The sequence below is a fragment of the Kitasatospora kazusensis genome (assembly GCF_039529945.1).
Taxonomy (GTDB): Bacteria; Actinomycetota; Actinomycetes; order Streptomycetales; family Streptomycetaceae; genus Kitasatospora; species Kitasatospora kazusensis.
Window position 1 is genome coordinate 178,543 of sequence record NZ_BAAANT010000002.1, and the last position, 15,180, is coordinate 193,722.

Sequence of the window (15,180 nt, forward strand, 5' to 3'; positions counted from 1 at the left end):
ATCCGGCAGGAGGCCGTCGGGTGCGGGCCGTCGGATGTGCGGGCGGTCCGGGGGCTATTCGTCCCAGGCCTGGACGGCGGTCTGGTCGATGATTTTCCCGTCCCGCAGGTCGGCCATCGCGGTGCAGAGGACTTTCGTCCCGTCCGGGTATTCGCAGGACTCCATCCACGCGACGTGGTCGCCGTCCACCACGACCTGCTCCAGCTTGTGGGTCATGTCCCGGCTGTAGACGTCCGACAGGACCGCCGTGATCTCGGTGCGGCCGTGCGCCACCATCGGGTGGCTCGGCTGGCTCCGGTGGTCGATCATCCGCATCTCGGCGTCGTCCGCGTAGAGGGCGAGCAGCATGCTCGCCTTGCTCGCCTCGATGCCTTCACGCAGGGCCTCGGTGTCGAAGGCGGTGGGTGCCGCCATGGTGCTCATGATGGTCTCCTTCGCTCGCTCGCGTCCTCGCGCCGACGAGCCGGACCGGTAGCGGTTCGACCCGCAAGTCGAGCGTACGCCGCATGGCGGGGGAAATATATTCCGGCAATTCCCGGGATCTCCCGGCGAACTGTCCGTGCACGTCCGACTGCGCGGCGGAAACACGACCGCCCCCGGCCTTGCGGGCCGGGGGCGGTCGGTTCGGGACTGAGACGGACTCAGGCCTTCTTGGTCTCCCAGAAGATCGAGTCGATCTCGGCGATCAGGTCGAGCAGCGCCTGGCCGGTGGCCGGGTCGTTCGAGCCCTTGGCGGCCGAGGCCGCCTTGCCCGCGTTGTTGAACAGCTCGTGCAGCTGCGGGTACTTCTCGAAGTGCGGGGCCTTGAAGTAGTCGGTGTGCAGCACCGAGAGGTGGTGCTTGACCAGCTCGGCGCGCTCCTCCTTGATGACGATGGCGCGGGTACGGAACGCCGCGTCCTCGTTGGCCTGGTACTTCTCCTGAGTGGCCTTCACCGACTCGGCCTCGATCCGCGCCTGCGCCGGGTCGTAGACGCCGCAGGGCAGGTCACAGTGGGCGTGCGCGGTGGCTCGCGGTGCAAACAGACGAGAGAACATGGGAGTCCTTCCTTAGATCGTCTTCCCGCGCCTGAGATTACCCTTACGTCCGCCGGGTTTCGCTGCGGGGCAGGGGGCCTAGGGCAAAAGGCGGACCCCGAACCGGCTCATAACGGACGGGGTCGCCCGTTCGGGTCACGCCGGTTCCGGGGCAAGCCGGGCACCGGACTTGGGAGAAGGGCCGGCACGGATGAGTGCGGAGCGCGGGCGAGGCGGGCTGCTGCCGCTCGGGGTGGTCGACGTGGCGGGGCCGTCGATGGTCCCGACGCTGTACGAGGGGGACCTGGTGCTGGTCCGCTACGGCGGCCGGATCACGCCCGGGGCGGTGGTGCTGTTCCGGCACCCGCTGCGGCAGGACCTGCTGGTGGTCAAGCGGGCCGTGGGGCGCCGGCCGCGCGGCTGGTGGATGTTGTCGGACAATCAGTTCGTCGACAGCGACAGCCGGGAGTACGGCGCGGTGCCCGACGATCTCGTGCTCGGCCGGGTGCTGCTGCGGCTGCGCCCCCGCCCGGCCTGGCTGGGCCGCCACCCGGCCCGGACCGTGCGCTGACGGCCCGGCCGACCGCCCCGGCGGGCCGCTCAGCCCCGGACGGTGAGGGCGGCGGCCTGCTGCTCCGTCCGCTCGTTCGCCTCCAGCCGCTTGCGGGCGCGGTACGCGGCGACGTTCGCCCGGGTCGCGCAGCGGTCGGAGCAGTAGCGGCGCGAGCGGTTGGTGGAGGTGTCCAGGTAGGCGTTGCGGCACGGCGCGGCCTGGCAGATGCCGAGCCGGTCGGCCCCCATCGAGGTGAGGTGTATCGCCAGGCCCATGCAGGCCACGGCGGTGAAGTTGGCGGCCGCGGTGTGCGCGTTGTCGGCCAGGTGCAGGTGCCAGCGCGGGCGCCCCGCCTCGTCCAGGTAGTCGTGCCCCGAGACCAGCGGACTGACGGGGTACTCCACCATCAGGCTGTTCAGCAGGTCCACCCCGCGCACCTCGTCCCCCTCCGCGGCGGCCTCGAACACCCCGCGCAGCCGCACCCGGACCGCCCGCAGCCGGGGCAGGTCCGACTCGTCGGCCATCGCGGCAGCCCGCGACGGCACACCGAACAGGGCCCGGACGGCATCCACCGAGACCAGCGAGTCGGTGCCGCGCTCCGGCTCCTCGCTGTTCACCAGCCGGACGGCGAAGTCGGCGTACGAGGCGAGCTCCACGGTGGTCCTTCCGAGCGCTGTAACGGGTGAGTAGCTCCTAGGGTATTACACGAGTGGCATTGGCGGCGCTGGGTTGCTTGCAGCTCCCTCCGCCGCAGAGCTTTGACGTTTTCAGCCGCGCTCGCGGCAGTGATTTGACTATTTCTTCGCCAATTATTCCAGTTTGGGTTGACTCTAAAAGTCCACTCTCGCCCGGATTGCCCTGGTTCTGAATTGTCCTAATATTCCATCGCCAAAGAGTTGACCGGCGCTGCCGATCTGTAAATAATTAGTATGCGGAAGCTCGTGATTCTGGAATTGATCGAGCCATCGCTGTGCAATGCCGATACATTTCTCTTTATTTGGAGGACGGCTCGTGAAGTTCAGGTCAGCTGTAACTGCTGGGCTGGTGGCTGTTGGTGCGGCTATCACTGTTCCAGCGTCGGCGGGAGTTGCTTCAGCCGATCCGTCATGCGTCGTTCAGCACTCGGAGTCGATGAGCAGTGGATACTTTTTCATCACTGTCACCAGCAATCCCTGCAGTCAGCCCATCAGGGCAATTGTGCAGTGTCATGACTGGTGGGGTGGGTGGATCAATCGTGGGGTGAGCGTCACTGTGGGTACGTCTCAAGCCGATGGCTGCGGCAGCTCGGTCATGACGGATGAAGGTTATGACAGGTTTGTGAACGGCTCCTGGTTGGCATACTGGGATTGATGCCGGAATTCCCGACGAGCCCTCCGGATCATTGATGGGTTCGAGGTGAAGCCTGGAGTTCTGACGGCGCAGCTGCCGACTGAGATATTGATGCCGCTGACCCCACTTCGGTGGGGTCAGCGGCATCAACGCTTGTATTCGCCTGGATGGGTGCTGCTCACTGTCGATTCGACAGTGAATTGACTGATCGGATTAGACTTACAGCACCTTGGAGAGGAAGGCCCTGGTCCGCTCGTGCTGCGGGTTGCCGAGGACCTCGCGCGGGCTGCCGGACTCGACCACCACGCCGCCGTCCATGAAGACCAGGGCGTCGCCGACCTCGCGGGCGAAGCCCATCTCGTGGGTGACCACGATCATTGTCATGCCCTCCTCTGCCAGGCCGCGCATGACGTCCAGGACCTCGCCGACCAGCTCGGGGTCGAGCGCGGAGGTGGGCTCGTCGAAGAGCATCAGCTTGGGCTGCATGGCCAGGGCGCGGGCGATCGCCACCCGCTGCTGCTGGCCGCCGGAGAGCTGCGAGGGGTAGTTGCCGGCCTTCTCGGCCAGCCCGACGCGCTCCAGCAGGGCCATGCCCCGCTCCTTCGCGGCGGACCTGCTCTCGCCCTTCACCTGCACCGGTGCCTCGATGATGTTCTCAAGGGCGGTCATGTGTGGGAAGAGGTTGAAGTGCTGGAAGACCATGCCGATGTCGCGCCGCTTGAGCGCCACCTCGCGGTCCTTCAGCTCGTACAGCCGGTCGCCCTTCTGCCGGTAGCCGACCAGGTCGCCGTCGACCGAGAGCCGGCCGGCGTTGATCTTCTCCAGGTGGTTGATGCACCGCAGGAAGGTGGACTTGCCGGAGCCCGAGGGCCCGACCAGGACGAACACCTCGCCCTGGTTGACCTCCAGGGTGATGCCCTTGAGCACCTCGACCGCGCCGAACGACTTGTGGACGGCCTCGGCCTTGACCATCGGCGTGGTCCGGCCGGCCGGCGTCTTCGTCAGATCACTCACTGGTGTCCGCCTCCCTCAAGGCCGGGGACGACGTCGGGCCCGGCGGCGGGCTTGGGGCGCCCGCGGAAGAGGCCGGCCAGCCGCTGGAGCGGGGTCGGGGGCAGGATCCGGTTGGCGCCGCGCGCGTAGTGCCGCTCGATGTAGTACTGGACGACCGTCAGGATCGAGGTCAGCAGCAGGTACCAGATGCTCACGGTGACGAGCAGCGGGATGGTCTCGAACGTGCGGGAGTAGATGTTCTGCCCGGCCCGGAGCAGTTCTTCCAGCGAGATCGCCGAGACCAGCGAGGTGGTCTTCAGCATCGAGATGGTCTCGTTGCCGGTCGGCGGGATGATCACTCGCATCGCCTGCGGCAGGACGATCCGCCGCATGGTGCTGGACTGGCTCATCCCCAGCGCGTGGGCGGCCTCGGTCTGCCCCGGCGAGACGGACTGGATGCCGCCTCGGACGATCTCGGCCATGTAGGCGGCCTCGTTGAGACCGAGGCCGAGCAGGGCCGCCATGAAGAGCGGGATCACCTGGTTGGTCGGCTCGGACCAGAAGGACGGGCCGAACGGGATGCCGATCGAGAGCTTCGTCCAGAGGGCCCCCAGGAAGTTCCAGAAGAGCAGCTGGACCAGGATCGGGGTGCCGCGGAACACCCAGATGTAGAACCAGGCGGTGCCGGACAGCACCGGGTTGGTGGAGAGCCGCATGATCGCCAGCAGGGTGCCGCCCGCCACGCCGATCAGCATGGAGAGCGCGGTCAGCTCAAGGGTGACGCCGAGGCCGTGCAGGATCGAGGAGTCGAAGAGGTACTTGCCGACGACGTCCCAGTGGAATTGCGCGTTGGTGATGAGCGCGTGGAGCAGCATCGCCGCGAGGACCGCGACGACGACGGCTCCGGCCCAGCGTCCGGGGTGGCGGACCGGGACGGCCTTGATGGCCTCAGGCCGTCCCGGGTTCACCGCGCCCTGATCGAGAGAGTTCACTGTGTGGCCTCAGGGGTCGGTTAGGAGGAGAACAGGTCAGCTGGTGGCGCCGTCGACAACGGACTTGTCGATCGCTCCGGCCTGCACGCCCCACTGCTCCAGGATGGCCTTGTAGGTACCGTCGGCCATCAGCGCCGTGACGGCTCCCTGGACGGCCTTGGTGAGGTCCGTGCCCTTGGGGAGGACGACGCCGTAGGGGGCGGTGTCCGTGGTCGAGCCGATCTTCTGCAGCTGGCCGTTGGTCTGCTTGACCGCGTAGTCGATGACCGGCGAGTCGGCCAGCATCACCTGGTCGCGGCCGGAGATCAGGGCGGTGGTGACGTCCGTCTGCAGGTCGAACTTGTCGCCGTCGTTCGGGACGGTCGGCTTGCCGGCCTTGACGCACGCCGGGTTGATGGTGTCCTTGATCGCGTCGGCCTGGGTGGTGCCGGTCTGGACCGCGACCTTCTTGCCGCACAGGTCGGTGGCGTCGATCTTGTCGGGGTTGCCCGCCTTGACCGCCGTGCTGGTGCCCGCCGAGAAGTAGGTCACCATGTCGACGGTGGCCTCGCGCTCCTTCGTGTCCGTGAAGGAGCTCATGCTCATGTTGTACTTCTTCGCCGTGATGCCCGGGATGATCGAGTCGAACTTGGCGTCCTGCACGTCGGCGGTCAGGCCGAGCTTCTGCGCGATCGCCTTCGCCAGGTCCACGTCCATGCCGACGATGTTGCCGCTGGCGTCCTTGAACTCGTTCGGCGCGTACGACGCGTCGGCGGCGACGATCAGCTTGCCGCTGGACTTCACGTCGGCGGGGACCAGGGCGGCCAGCGAGGGGTCGGCGGTGACGGCCTTGACCGAGGAGCCGGCGCTCGGCGAGCCGGAGCTGGAGCTGCTCGAACTGCTGCACGCGGTGAGGGCCAGCGAAGCGGTCGCGAGTACGACGGCGGCGGCAGTGAGGCGGGAGCGCGAGGTACGGGCGGTCATTGGGGGGATCTCCTCCTGGGAGAGGTCGGGCGGAGCGCGCCGCGGGAGGCGGCACACCGGGTCCAACGGCCCGCACTTCTTCGTACGGGGCCGAGCCGGTCGTTCGGGTGGTGTTGGCCGTGCCGGTTGGTGCCCTCGCCACCCTCCGCCGAGGTGGACGAGCGGTCGAACTGCCTCGACCACTGGTCTGTTGTGATCGGAGATGGGGGAATCCTGCCATCCGGTGCCGGTGAACGGACCCATATTCAGATCAAAATCGGATAACGGGGGCTCAGAGCGTCCGATATCCGGACGAATTCCGCGCCCCTGTCACCCTGCGTATAAGTATGCAGATCACCGGGCATCCGGACGGGAGGCCCGCCCGTCGGGAGCAGCGGACTGCGACAGGCGGGTGAACGGGCGGGCGGGTCTCCGGGTCAGAAGCCGCCGTTGATCACCGCGTTCTCCGCCGCCCCCGCCGAGAGGTTCCACTTGGCGAGGATCTTCTCGTAGTCACCGCTCCGGATCACCTGGTCCAGCGCCTTGACCAGCACCTCCTCCAGGGCGCCGCCGCCCTTGGCCACGGCTATCCCGTACGGGCCGGGCTGCAGCTGCGCGGTGGCGACCTGGAAGGCGTTGCCGCCCTGGACGTTCTGGGCGTCGTACGCGGCCACCGGGAAGTCGTTCAGGTCGGCCACGGCCTGCCCGGCGGAGAGGGCGGCCAGCGCCTGGTCGTCGGTGTCGAACTGCTGGACGGTCAGTGGCTTTCCGGCCCGGTTGCAGGCGTCGGACTGGTGGGCGGCCAGGGTCGCCTGGGTGGTGGCGCGCTGCAGGGCGATGGTGGTGCCGCAGAGGTCGTCGAGGGACTTGATCCCGTTCGGGTTGCCCTTCGCGACCAGGATCGAGGTGCCGGCGATGAAGTAGTCGACGAAGTCCACCCCGGGGTTGGTCTTCCTGCCGCTGTCGTCGGTGCCGTCGCGGCGCTGGCCGTCGTCGGTCATCGCGGACATCACCGCGTCGTACTGCTGCGCCTGGAGCCCGGGGATCAGCTTGTCGAACGGGGTGTCGACGAACTCGACCCGGACGCCGAGGCGTTTGCCGAGTTCGGCCCCGATGTCCGGATCGAGGCCGATCATCGCGCCGTTCGGCGCCTTGGACTCCACCGGCGCGTAGCTCGGGTCGGAGGCGATCCTGAGGACTCCGGCGGACCGGATCGAGCCCGGGAGCCTGCCGTGCAGGTCGGCCACGGAGTTCGCCGGCGCAGGGCTGCCGGCGCAGGCCGTGAGCAGCAGCGAACCGGTGGCCAGGGCGGCACAGGAGCGGGCGGTGCGCCCGGTGGGGAGGGTGGTTCCGTGCATGGTGCTCCTCCGGTAAGAGAGTTGCGTTCTGCCATCGGACGGGTGGGTGTACGAAAGGACGGGGTGACCCGCGGTGCCGGAGTCGCGACTGTCAGGCACCGGAGGTCGAAAGTGGGATCCTCCCATCCCGTCCTCCGGAGCCGGGCGGCGGGTGTGTCAGAATCTGGTATCGGGTGACCCCCGAACCAGAACCCAGACCGGCCGAGTCCCGACAGGGCTCGGGGCGTGCAGGACCGGAAGCCGATACTTCGGCTCTGGATCCGGGCCGCCGACTCCCCTTCGCGTCTGTGTTCACTCCTGCGAGTGCGTGCGCCCGTCCCCTGTTGCCACCCGTGTCTGTCCGGTAGGTCCGACTCAGCGGCAGTCAAGTGGTGTTCTAGGGATGAAGTGCACGTTAAGAGGACAAAAAGGCACAGGTGCGATGCCTTTGTCCGATCTAGGCTCATGCATTCCGGCCACCGATTCGACGGGAATCGGCCGGATGAGAACCTGGCAGACCGGAAGCACAGCGCAGAACACCCAAACCCTCACTTCGAGGGCGCCGCCCGACGGCAGTGCCCCGACCCGGCTCCGGGTACGCCTCCTCGGCGGACCCGCCTCCCGCTCCGGCGGGCCCGGGTCGTCCCGCCGTCGGGCCGTGCGCTCTCACTGATCATGACGAAGAGGTCATCATCGTGGCAGCGGAGATCATCCACCCGAACACCCAGGACACCGACGACCCGGTCGACGCCGTCTTCGCGCTGCACCGCGGCGGCAAGATGGAGATCCGCGCGACGGTGCCGGTGCGGGACGCGGACGACCTGTCCCTCGCCTACACACCCGGTGTCGCGCGGGTCTGCACCGCGATCGCCGAGCAGCCCGAGCTGGTCAACGACTACACCTGGAAGTCCAACGTGGTCGCCGTCGTCACCGACGGCACCGCCGTGCTGGGCCTCGGCGACATCGGCCCGGAAGCCTCGCTGCCCGTCATGGAGGGCAAGGCGATCCTGTTCAAGCAGTTCGGCGGCGTGGACGCCGTGCCGATCGCGCTGGCCTGCACCGGCGTCGACGAGATCGTCGAGACGGTCGTCCGGTTGGCACCCTCCTTCGGCGGGGTCAACCTGGAGGACATCTCGGCGCCCCGCTGCTTCGAGATCGAGCGCCGGCTCCAGGAGGCCCTGGACATCCCGATCTTCCACGACGACCAGCACGGCACCGCGATCGTCTCCACCGCGGCGCTGTGGAACGCCGCCAAGGTGACGGGCCGGGAGATCGGCGACCTGCGGGCCGTCATCTCCGGCGCGGGCGCGGCCGGTATCGCGATCGCCAAGATGCTGGTCGCGGCCGGCATCGGCGACGTCTCGGTCTGCGACCGCAAGGGCGTCGTGTACGAGGGCCGGGGTGACCTGACGGACGTCAAGGCCGAGATCGCCGCGATCACCAACAAGGCCGGGCTGAAGGGCTCGCTGGCCGACGCGCTGGCCGGCGCGGACGTCTTCATCGGCGTCTCCGGCGGCACCGTGCCGGAGGAGGCGGTGGCCACCATGGCGAAGGACTGCTTCATCTTCGCGATGGCCAACCCCAACCCGGAGATCCACCCCGAGGTGGCGCACAAGTACGCCGCCGTGGTGGCCACCGGCCGCTCGGACTTCCCGAACCAGATCAACAACGTGCTGGCCTTCCCCGGCATCTTCGCCGGCGCCCTCCAGGTCCGGGCCACCCGGATCACCGAGGGCATGAAGCTGGCCGCCGCCCAGGCGCTGGCCGCGGTGGTCGCCGACGAGCTGACGGCCCAGAAGGTCATCCCCTCGCCGTTCGACGAGCGCGTCGCGCCGGCCGTCACCAAGGCCGTCGCCGAGGCGGCCCGCCGGGAAGGCGTTGCCCGCAGCTGACGGCAACCACCGCAGGGGCTCAGGTTCGCGTACGCAACCGGAAGCCTCCAGGGGCGCGGGGAACTGCGCGACCAGGGCACGACGTCCGTGCACGGTTGCGCGCGCAGTTCCCCGCGCCCCTGCTGTGGTTACCCGGTTGCGTACGTGAGCCCTGTGTCCCCTGGCCGGCGGAGCCCGACGCGTTCCAGGTCACATCGTGGCGTGGTTCCCCGGGCGACCGTCCCGGCGCTAGGGTCCTGGCATGTTCGCCGCCTACGCCGCACGCATCGATGCCGACGACCCGCTGAGCGCCCTGGAACTGGGGGAACTCCCCGAGCCCGAGGTCCGTCCGGGCTGGAGCGTGGTGACGGTGAAGGCCGCCACCCTCAATCACCACGACCTCTGGTCGCTGCGCGGGGTCGGGTTGCCCGCCGAGCGACTGCCGATGATCCTCGGGTGCGACGCCGCCGGGGTCGACGAGGACGGCAACGAGGTGGTCATCCACTCGGTGATCGGACAGAGCGGGCACGGCGTCGGCCCGGACGAGCCGCGCTCGATCCTGACCGAGCGCTACCAGGGCACCTTCGCGCAGCGGGTCGCGGTGCCGACCTGGAACCTGCTGCCCAAGCCCGCCGGACTCTCCTTCGCCGAGGCCGCCTGCCTCCCCACCGCCTGGCTGACGGCCTACCGGATGCTCTTCACCAAGGCGGGCGTGAAGCCCGGCGACACCGTCCTGGTCCAGGGCGCCGGCGGCGGCGTCTCGACCGCGCTGGTGGTGCTGGCCAAGGCGGCCGGTCTGCGGGTCTGGGTCACCGGCCGGGACGAGGCCAAGCTGGCCAGGGCCGTCGGACTCGGTGCCGACGCGGCCTTCGCCAGTGGCGCCCGGCTGCCGGAGCGGGTGGACGCGGTGATGGAGACCGTCGGCGCCGCGACCTGGTCGCACTCCGTCAAGTCGCTCAAGCCGGGCGGCGCCATCGTGATCTCCGGTGCCACCTCGGGAGCCAACCCGACGGCGACCGAGCTCAACCGGATCTTCTTCCTGGAGCTCAGGGTGATCGGCTCGACCATGGGCACCAAGGAGGAGCTGGCCGGCCTGCTCGCCCTCTGCGCCAACACCGGCGTCCGCCCGGTGATCGACTCCGTCCTCCCGCTGGCCGAGGCCCGGGACGGCTTCGCCCGGCTCGCCAAGGGCGACGTCTTCGGCAAGATCGTGCTGACGCCCTGACGCCCTGACGCCCTGACGCCCTGACCCGGCTGACGTCGGGCCTTCGCCGACAGCACTGCGCCCTGCCCGGAGGACCGGACAGGGCGCAGTGGTACGCGGGGACTACTGCTGGAAGCCGAAGAGGTCGACGACCATGTCCACCGGGCCGGTGCTGCCGTTGTACAGCGAGATCTTGTGGTCCTTGACCGGCACCACGACCTGGTTCGGGATGGTCTGACCGGCTACCCAGTTCAGGTTCGAGGCGAGCGGGCGGTCCGTCCCGTGCGGGTACACGGTCAGGAAGCCCGGAGCGGTCGGCCGGGTGACCGTCACGTTCAGCGTGACCGCGTAGGGCTCGGGCATCTCACCGAGATCGACCACCAGGGTGCCCCCGGCCGGTACCGGCGCGGCCTTGCGCGTCGGGGCTCCGCTGGCCCGGTACTCCATGTCGATCCGGGTGTCCATCAGCCGCCAGGGGCCGTCCGCCCGGTAGGTGTCATAGCCGTCCGCGCTGTAGTAGCCGGCGATGTCGGCGAGGATGTCCACCGCGCCCGCCGGGCCGCCCGCATAGAACGACACCTTGCCGTCGACCACCGGGACGGTCACCAGATTGGCGATGGTCTGGCCGGAGTTCCAGTTGAGGTTGGAGGCCTTCGGGCGGGCCTGGCCGTGCGGGAACACGGTGAGGAAGCCGCCGCTGTCGGGCTTCACAGCCGTGACGTTCAGCGTCACCGCCGTGACACCTTGTGCCGGGATCCCCTTCACCCCCGCCACCTGCAGGTCGACGGTGTCGCCGCCCTGGGACAGCTTGGTGGCACCACGGGTGTCCAGGAGCCGGGTCGGACCGGCCGAGGTGAAGACGCTGCCCTTGCTGCCGTAGTAGCCGGCCAGGTCGGCGACCACGTTCACGCTGCCGGCCGGGCCGCCGGCGTAGAACGACACCTTGCCGTCGACCACCGGCACCGTGACCAGGTTGGCGATGGTGGTGCCGGCCGTCCAGTTGAGGTTGGACGCGGTGGGGAGCGGGCGGCCGTGCGGGTAGACCGTCAGGAACCCGGGCGCGGTCGGGTCGGTCACGGTGACGTTCAGGGTCACGGCTGTGACACCGGTGGCGGGTACTCCGCCGACGCCGGCCACCTGGAGGTCCAGCGAGTGGCCGGACTTGACCGTACCGATGCCGTCGCGGGTGTCCAGCAGACGGGTCGGGCCGGCCGGGGTGTAGACGCTGCCGAAGCCGTAGTACTCCCACGCGCCACGGTCCCGGAAGCCTGATCCGGTGCCGCTGTCGGGTGCCACCGGGTCGTCCGAGGCGGACCTGCCGCCGAGGTCGACGGGGAGCATGCCCGGAGCGTTCTCGTCCGCCGAGTCGATGATGGGGCTGATCGACGGCTTGTCGGGAGTACTCGTGGGGTAGGGGTTGGCGACGAAGTCGTGGGCGCCCTGTCCGGTGGCGGTGGTGAAGGGAGCTTGGGCGTCGTAGGACTGGTCGGCCCAGTCGTAGGCGGGTCCGCCGCTGAGCGGGCTGACGACGTTGTAGTCGGCCTTCGTGCCGGTGGCCGAGTCTGTGTACACCCGGATGCCCGTGTGGTTGGTGTCGGCACCGCAGGGCTTGGGCGGGTAGCTCATGGTGTCGGTGTCGATCACGTTGTTCTCGACCGTCGCACCCGTCGATGCCCCCGCGAGGACCAGGCCGTCGTGGCAGCCGGTCCTGACGTTGTTGCTGACCAGCACTGTTCCGGGCGAGGCCGTGGCCATCACGGAACCGACCTCACTGGTGGTCAGCACCGTGCCCGAGGCATGGTCGATCTGCATGCCGCCCATCCGGTACCGGCCCACGGTCACCTTGCTGGAACCGTTGGTCACCCGGATGCCGTCGGGTTCGATGGTCGAGTAGGCCTGGGCACCGCCGCGCATCAACGTGATGTCCGAGGAGTTGTCGACCAGGACGTTCTCCTGCTGCGCGGGCCCGGCGTCGAAACCGCTGATCACCAGGTGTTGCGCGCCGGTGATGGTCAGGGTGTGCAGGTAGGGATGCTGCCAGTCGGGGTTGACCAGCTGGGCGTACGTCCAGTCCGGGCTGAGCTTGTCCTCGCCGCCGATGAAGGTGATCGGCGCCTCTGCGGTACCGGAACGAGTGAGCTTGACCTGCTCGTTGTAGCTCCCGGCCTTGACGTGGACGGTCTGGCCCGGCAGGACGATGTCCGCTGCCTCCTGGATGGTGCAGAACGGTGCGCTCTGCAGTCCGGTGCCGTGGTCCGCGCACTTGGCCGCGGGGTGGTTGTCGACGTAGAGATCCGTCGGTGCGGCGATCGCACTCACCGGGCCGAGGGCCGGAAGAGCGAGCGCGCCGAACACCACAGCGCTCGCCAGAGCGCCTGTGCGCGTCTTGATGATGCCCCCCAAGGGCGAGAAGTAGATCCCCGGAATCGGGTTCGTCGGGGAGGCTTCGCTAGCAGCTCCGCGCGACACGTGGGGATCATTTCACACGCCCTCCACCCACACCACGGAGTATCCCCCTCGTCAGCGCGACGGCGGGCCGCTGGCCCCCGGGCACGTTCCCCGGGCGCCCATCGGCCCGCCGTGTAAGGCCGTCAGCTCAGGATGCCGCGCAGGTGTTCCGCCGCGGCGGCCATCGCGCCCCGGGACTCGGCGAGCTGGCCGGCCGTCACCCCGCCGTCGCGGGCGGCGTCCCGGACCTGGTCGCGGAAGCGGTCGAGCAGGCGCTCCAGCTCGCGGGCCGGATCGCCGGCCGGGTCGGTCACCGTCCAGGCGGGGAGGCCGGCGGGGGGCGCGTCCTCGGTCCGGCCGCCGTTCTCCTTGTCCAGGTCGATCCGGTCCACCCGGACCTCGTCCTTCTCCGCCGCCGTCGGCTGGCCCCACTTGGCGGCGTCCGCCAGGCCGGCCAGGCCCTTGGTCAGTTCGGAGAGCCCCTCGGCCAGCCCGGTGGACCAGTCGCCGCGCGCCGCGTGCTCGCGGACCTGCTGCTCCACCCGCCGCTTGATCCGCAGTGCCTCCTGCTGGGCGGCGCTGCGGGAGGCCTTGGCCTGCTCGCGGAGCCGGCGGGCCTCCTCCTCGGCGGCCTTGGCCTGGGCCTTGGCGGCCCGCTCCTGCTCCTTGGCGCGCTTGGCCTGTTCCTTGGCCTGCGTCTTGAACTGGGAGAACTCCTCCTTGGCGCGCTGCCAGGCCTCCTTGTCCCCCCAGGGGCCCGCCCACGGGTCGCCGTGGCCCCCGGGCTGGGGCTTCGGCGCCGCCGCGCCCCAGAGCTCCTCGCGCAGGTCCTGCGCGCTGTCGCGGACGTCCTCGCGGATCGTCCCGGCGAGCTGCGCGACCGACTCGCGGATCTCGACCTCCAGCTCGGCGAGCTCGCCCTGGCGGTCGGCCAGCTCGGCCCGGCCCGCGTCGGTGAGCCGGTAGACCTTGCGGCCGCCCTCGCTGCTGTGGGCGACCAGGCCCTCCTGCTCCAGCTTCGCCAGCCGGGGGTAGACGGTGCCGGCGGAGGGCGCGTACAGGCCCTCGAAGCGCTCCTCCAGCAGGCGGATCACCTCGTAGCCGTGCCGGGGGGCCTCGTCGAGCAGCTTCAGCAGGTAGAGGCGCAGGCGTCCGTGGCCGAAGACGGGGGTCATGTCAGGCCTCCTTGGTGGTGTCGGTCGGGACGCTGTCGGCCGGGGCCGCCGGGAGCTCCTTGACGAAGTTGGGGCGGTCGTCCTCGGGGTCGGGGCGGCGCTGCACCGTCACCGCGCCGGAGACGGTGGTGACCTGGAGCCGGCCGGAGCCCGAGCCGAGCTGGCCGGAGAGCTTCTTGGCGCCCCAGGTGCCGCCGACGGTGAGTTCGTCGAAGGTGCTGGAGATGTCGCCGCTGGTGGTGCCGGCCTCGACCTTGGTGTCCGCGAGCGAGGGCAGCCGGACGCCGACCGGGCCGCTCACCGTGCTGACGCTGATCTCGGCGGCGGTCTCGACGTCGAGGTCGAGGGTGACGGCTCCGCTGACCGACTTGGCCTGCACCTTGTCGGCGGTGCCCGCGACGACCGTCAGGTGGCCCGAGATGCTGTTGACCCGCAGCTCGCCGGAGACGGACTGGGCGTCGACGTTCCCCGAGACGGTGTTGGCGTCGGTGCGGCCGGAGAGCCCGACCAGGGTGGTGCCGCCGCTGGCGCCGTGCACCCCGACCTTCCCGGAGACGCCGGAGACGGTGACGTCGGCGGAGAGCGTGCCGACCATGACCTCCGAGCCGGCCGGGACGGCCAGCGAGACCACGGCCCGGCGCTTCTGCCGCAGCGAGGCGAAGAAGGACTTGACCGACTGCACGGACTTGACCGTCTCGCTGAGCCGGCCCCAGTTGAGGTCCTTGTAGGCGACGGTCAGGACGCCGTTCTCCAGGGTGACGAGCAGGGGTTCGCCGTCCAGCTCGTTCACCTCCAGCCGGGCCGGGCCCTCGGCGGCGACGACGTTGACCTCGCCGCCGACGATCCGCACGTGCAGCGTGCCGACCGGCTCCTCGATGGTGATCTTCTCAGGTCCGCTGACCGTCCACTGGGTCATGACTGTTCCCGCCTCCCGTTGCGATTCGCGATGTATCGCGTCTCCCTGAAGAACACGATATATCGCGTGCTGTGGAAGTCAAGTACCCCTCGGAGCCGGCCCGCAGCGGACGCGCGAAGGGCCCGGAAGGCGGTCGCCTTCCGGGCCCTTCGTACAGCTGCGGCAGCCGCCGCTCAGTCCTCGTCCTCGTCGTCCAGCCGGGCCAGCCAGGTGGCCAGCCGCTCGACCGGGATCTCGAAGTCCGGGTTGAGGTCCACGAACTCGCGCAGACGCTCGGCCAGCCACTCGAAGGTGACCTCCTCGTCGCCGCGTCGGCTCTGCAGCTCCTCGATGCCGCGGTCGGTGAAGTACACGGTGGGTCTCTCCGGGGTCAGAAGGGGTCTACCGGGCCAGGATATCGGGCG

Annotated in this window: 14 protein-coding genes; 3 read left to right on the forward strand and 11 right to left on the reverse strand. The window is 69.5% G+C overall.

The window, feature by feature from the left end:
• Positions 1 to 54 precede the first annotated feature (54 nt).
• The gene (locus tag ABD330_RS02920; protein ID WP_344460276.1) at positions 55 to 423 is read right to left on the reverse strand and encodes a nuclear transport factor 2 family protein; all 369 of its coding nucleotides are present in this window, start codon (positions 421 to 423) and stop codon (positions 55 to 57) included.
• A gap of 218 nt (positions 424 to 641) precedes the next feature.
• Positions 642 to 1,037: a superoxide dismutase, Ni gene (gene sodN, locus ABD330_RS02925; protein WP_344460278.1), complete on the reverse strand. Its 396-nt coding sequence runs from the start codon at positions 1,035 to 1,037 to the stop codon at positions 642 to 644.
• 190 nt (positions 1,038 to 1,227) lie between these two features.
• Here sodN and sodX point away from each other — a divergent pair, with 190 nt between their 5' ends.
• Positions 1,228 to 1,587, forward strand: coding sequence for a nickel-type superoxide dismutase maturation protease (sodX, locus tag ABD330_RS02930; protein WP_344460280.1), 360 nt, complete (start codon positions 1,228 to 1,230; stop codon positions 1,585 to 1,587).
• A gap of 29 nt (positions 1,588 to 1,616) precedes the next feature.
• Here sodX and ABD330_RS02935 read toward each other — a convergent pair whose 3' ends face one another.
• The 5 genes from ABD330_RS02935 to ABD330_RS02955 form a co-directional block, all read right to left on the reverse strand.
• Positions 1,617 to 2,225 (reverse strand): CGNR zinc finger domain-containing protein, encoded by a 609-nt coding sequence (locus ABD330_RS02935; protein ID WP_344460282.1) that lies wholly within the window; start codon positions 2,223 to 2,225, stop codon positions 1,617 to 1,619.
• An 892-nt stretch (positions 2,226 to 3,117) separates the two neighbouring features.
• Positions 3,118 to 3,870: an amino acid ABC transporter ATP-binding protein gene (locus ABD330_RS02940; RefSeq protein ID WP_344460623.1), complete on the reverse strand. Its 753-nt coding sequence runs from the start codon at positions 3,868 to 3,870 to the stop codon at positions 3,118 to 3,120.
• Between the two features lie 38 nt (positions 3,871 to 3,908).
• Complete coding sequence (locus tag ABD330_RS02945) at positions 3,909 to 4,883, reverse strand: amino acid ABC transporter permease (RefSeq protein ID WP_344460284.1); 975 nt, start codon at positions 4,881 to 4,883, stop codon at positions 3,909 to 3,911.
• 36 nt (positions 4,884 to 4,919) lie between these two features.
• On the reverse strand, positions 4,920 to 5,846 hold the full coding sequence (locus tag ABD330_RS02950) for an ABC transporter substrate-binding protein (protein ID WP_344460286.1): 927 nt from the start codon (positions 5,844 to 5,846) through the stop codon (positions 4,920 to 4,922).
• Positions 5,847 to 6,262: 416 nt separating this feature from the next.
• Positions 6,263 to 7,183, reverse strand: coding sequence for an ABC transporter substrate-binding protein (locus tag ABD330_RS02955; RefSeq protein ID WP_344460288.1), 921 nt, complete (start codon positions 7,181 to 7,183; stop codon positions 6,263 to 6,265).
• Positions 7,184 to 7,857: 674 nt separating this feature from the next.
• Here ABD330_RS02955 and ABD330_RS02960 point away from each other — a divergent pair.
• The gene (locus ABD330_RS02960; RefSeq protein ID WP_344460290.1) at positions 7,858 to 9,054 is read left to right on the forward strand and encodes an NAD(P)-dependent malic enzyme; all 1,197 of its coding nucleotides are present in this window, start codon (positions 7,858 to 7,860) and stop codon (positions 9,052 to 9,054) included.
• A 241-nt stretch (positions 9,055 to 9,295) separates the two neighbouring features.
• Positions 9,296 to 10,258: a zinc-binding dehydrogenase gene (locus ABD330_RS02965; RefSeq protein ID WP_344460292.1), complete on the forward strand. Its 963-nt coding sequence runs from the start codon at positions 9,296 to 9,298 to the stop codon at positions 10,256 to 10,258.
• 102 nt (positions 10,259 to 10,360) lie between these two features.
• Here the strand turns inward: ABD330_RS02965 and ABD330_RS02970 are convergent, their stop codons facing one another.
• From ABD330_RS02970 to ABD330_RS02985, 4 genes are all read right to left on the reverse strand, one after another.
• Positions 10,361 to 12,640, reverse strand: a complete 2,280-nt coding sequence (locus ABD330_RS02970) for a right-handed parallel beta-helix repeat-containing protein (protein WP_344460294.1) — start codon at positions 12,638 to 12,640, stop codon at positions 10,361 to 10,363.
• A gap of 188 nt (positions 12,641 to 12,828) precedes the next feature.
• The gene (locus tag ABD330_RS02975) at positions 12,829 to 13,860 is read right to left on the reverse strand and encodes a PadR family transcriptional regulator (protein WP_344460296.1); all 1,032 of its coding nucleotides are present in this window, start codon (positions 13,858 to 13,860) and stop codon (positions 12,829 to 12,831) included.
• Position 13,861: 1 nt separating this feature from the next.
• A complete protein-coding gene (locus tag ABD330_RS02980; RefSeq protein ID WP_344460298.1) occupies positions 13,862 to 14,776 on the reverse strand; it encodes a DUF4097 family beta strand repeat-containing protein in 915 nt (304 codons plus the stop codon).
• Between the two features lie 173 nt (positions 14,777 to 14,949).
• Positions 14,950 to 15,129 (reverse strand): DUF6104 family protein, encoded by a 180-nt coding sequence (locus tag ABD330_RS02985; RefSeq protein ID WP_344460300.1) that lies wholly within the window; start codon positions 15,127 to 15,129, stop codon positions 14,950 to 14,952.
• Positions 15,130 to 15,180 lie beyond the last annotated feature (51 nt).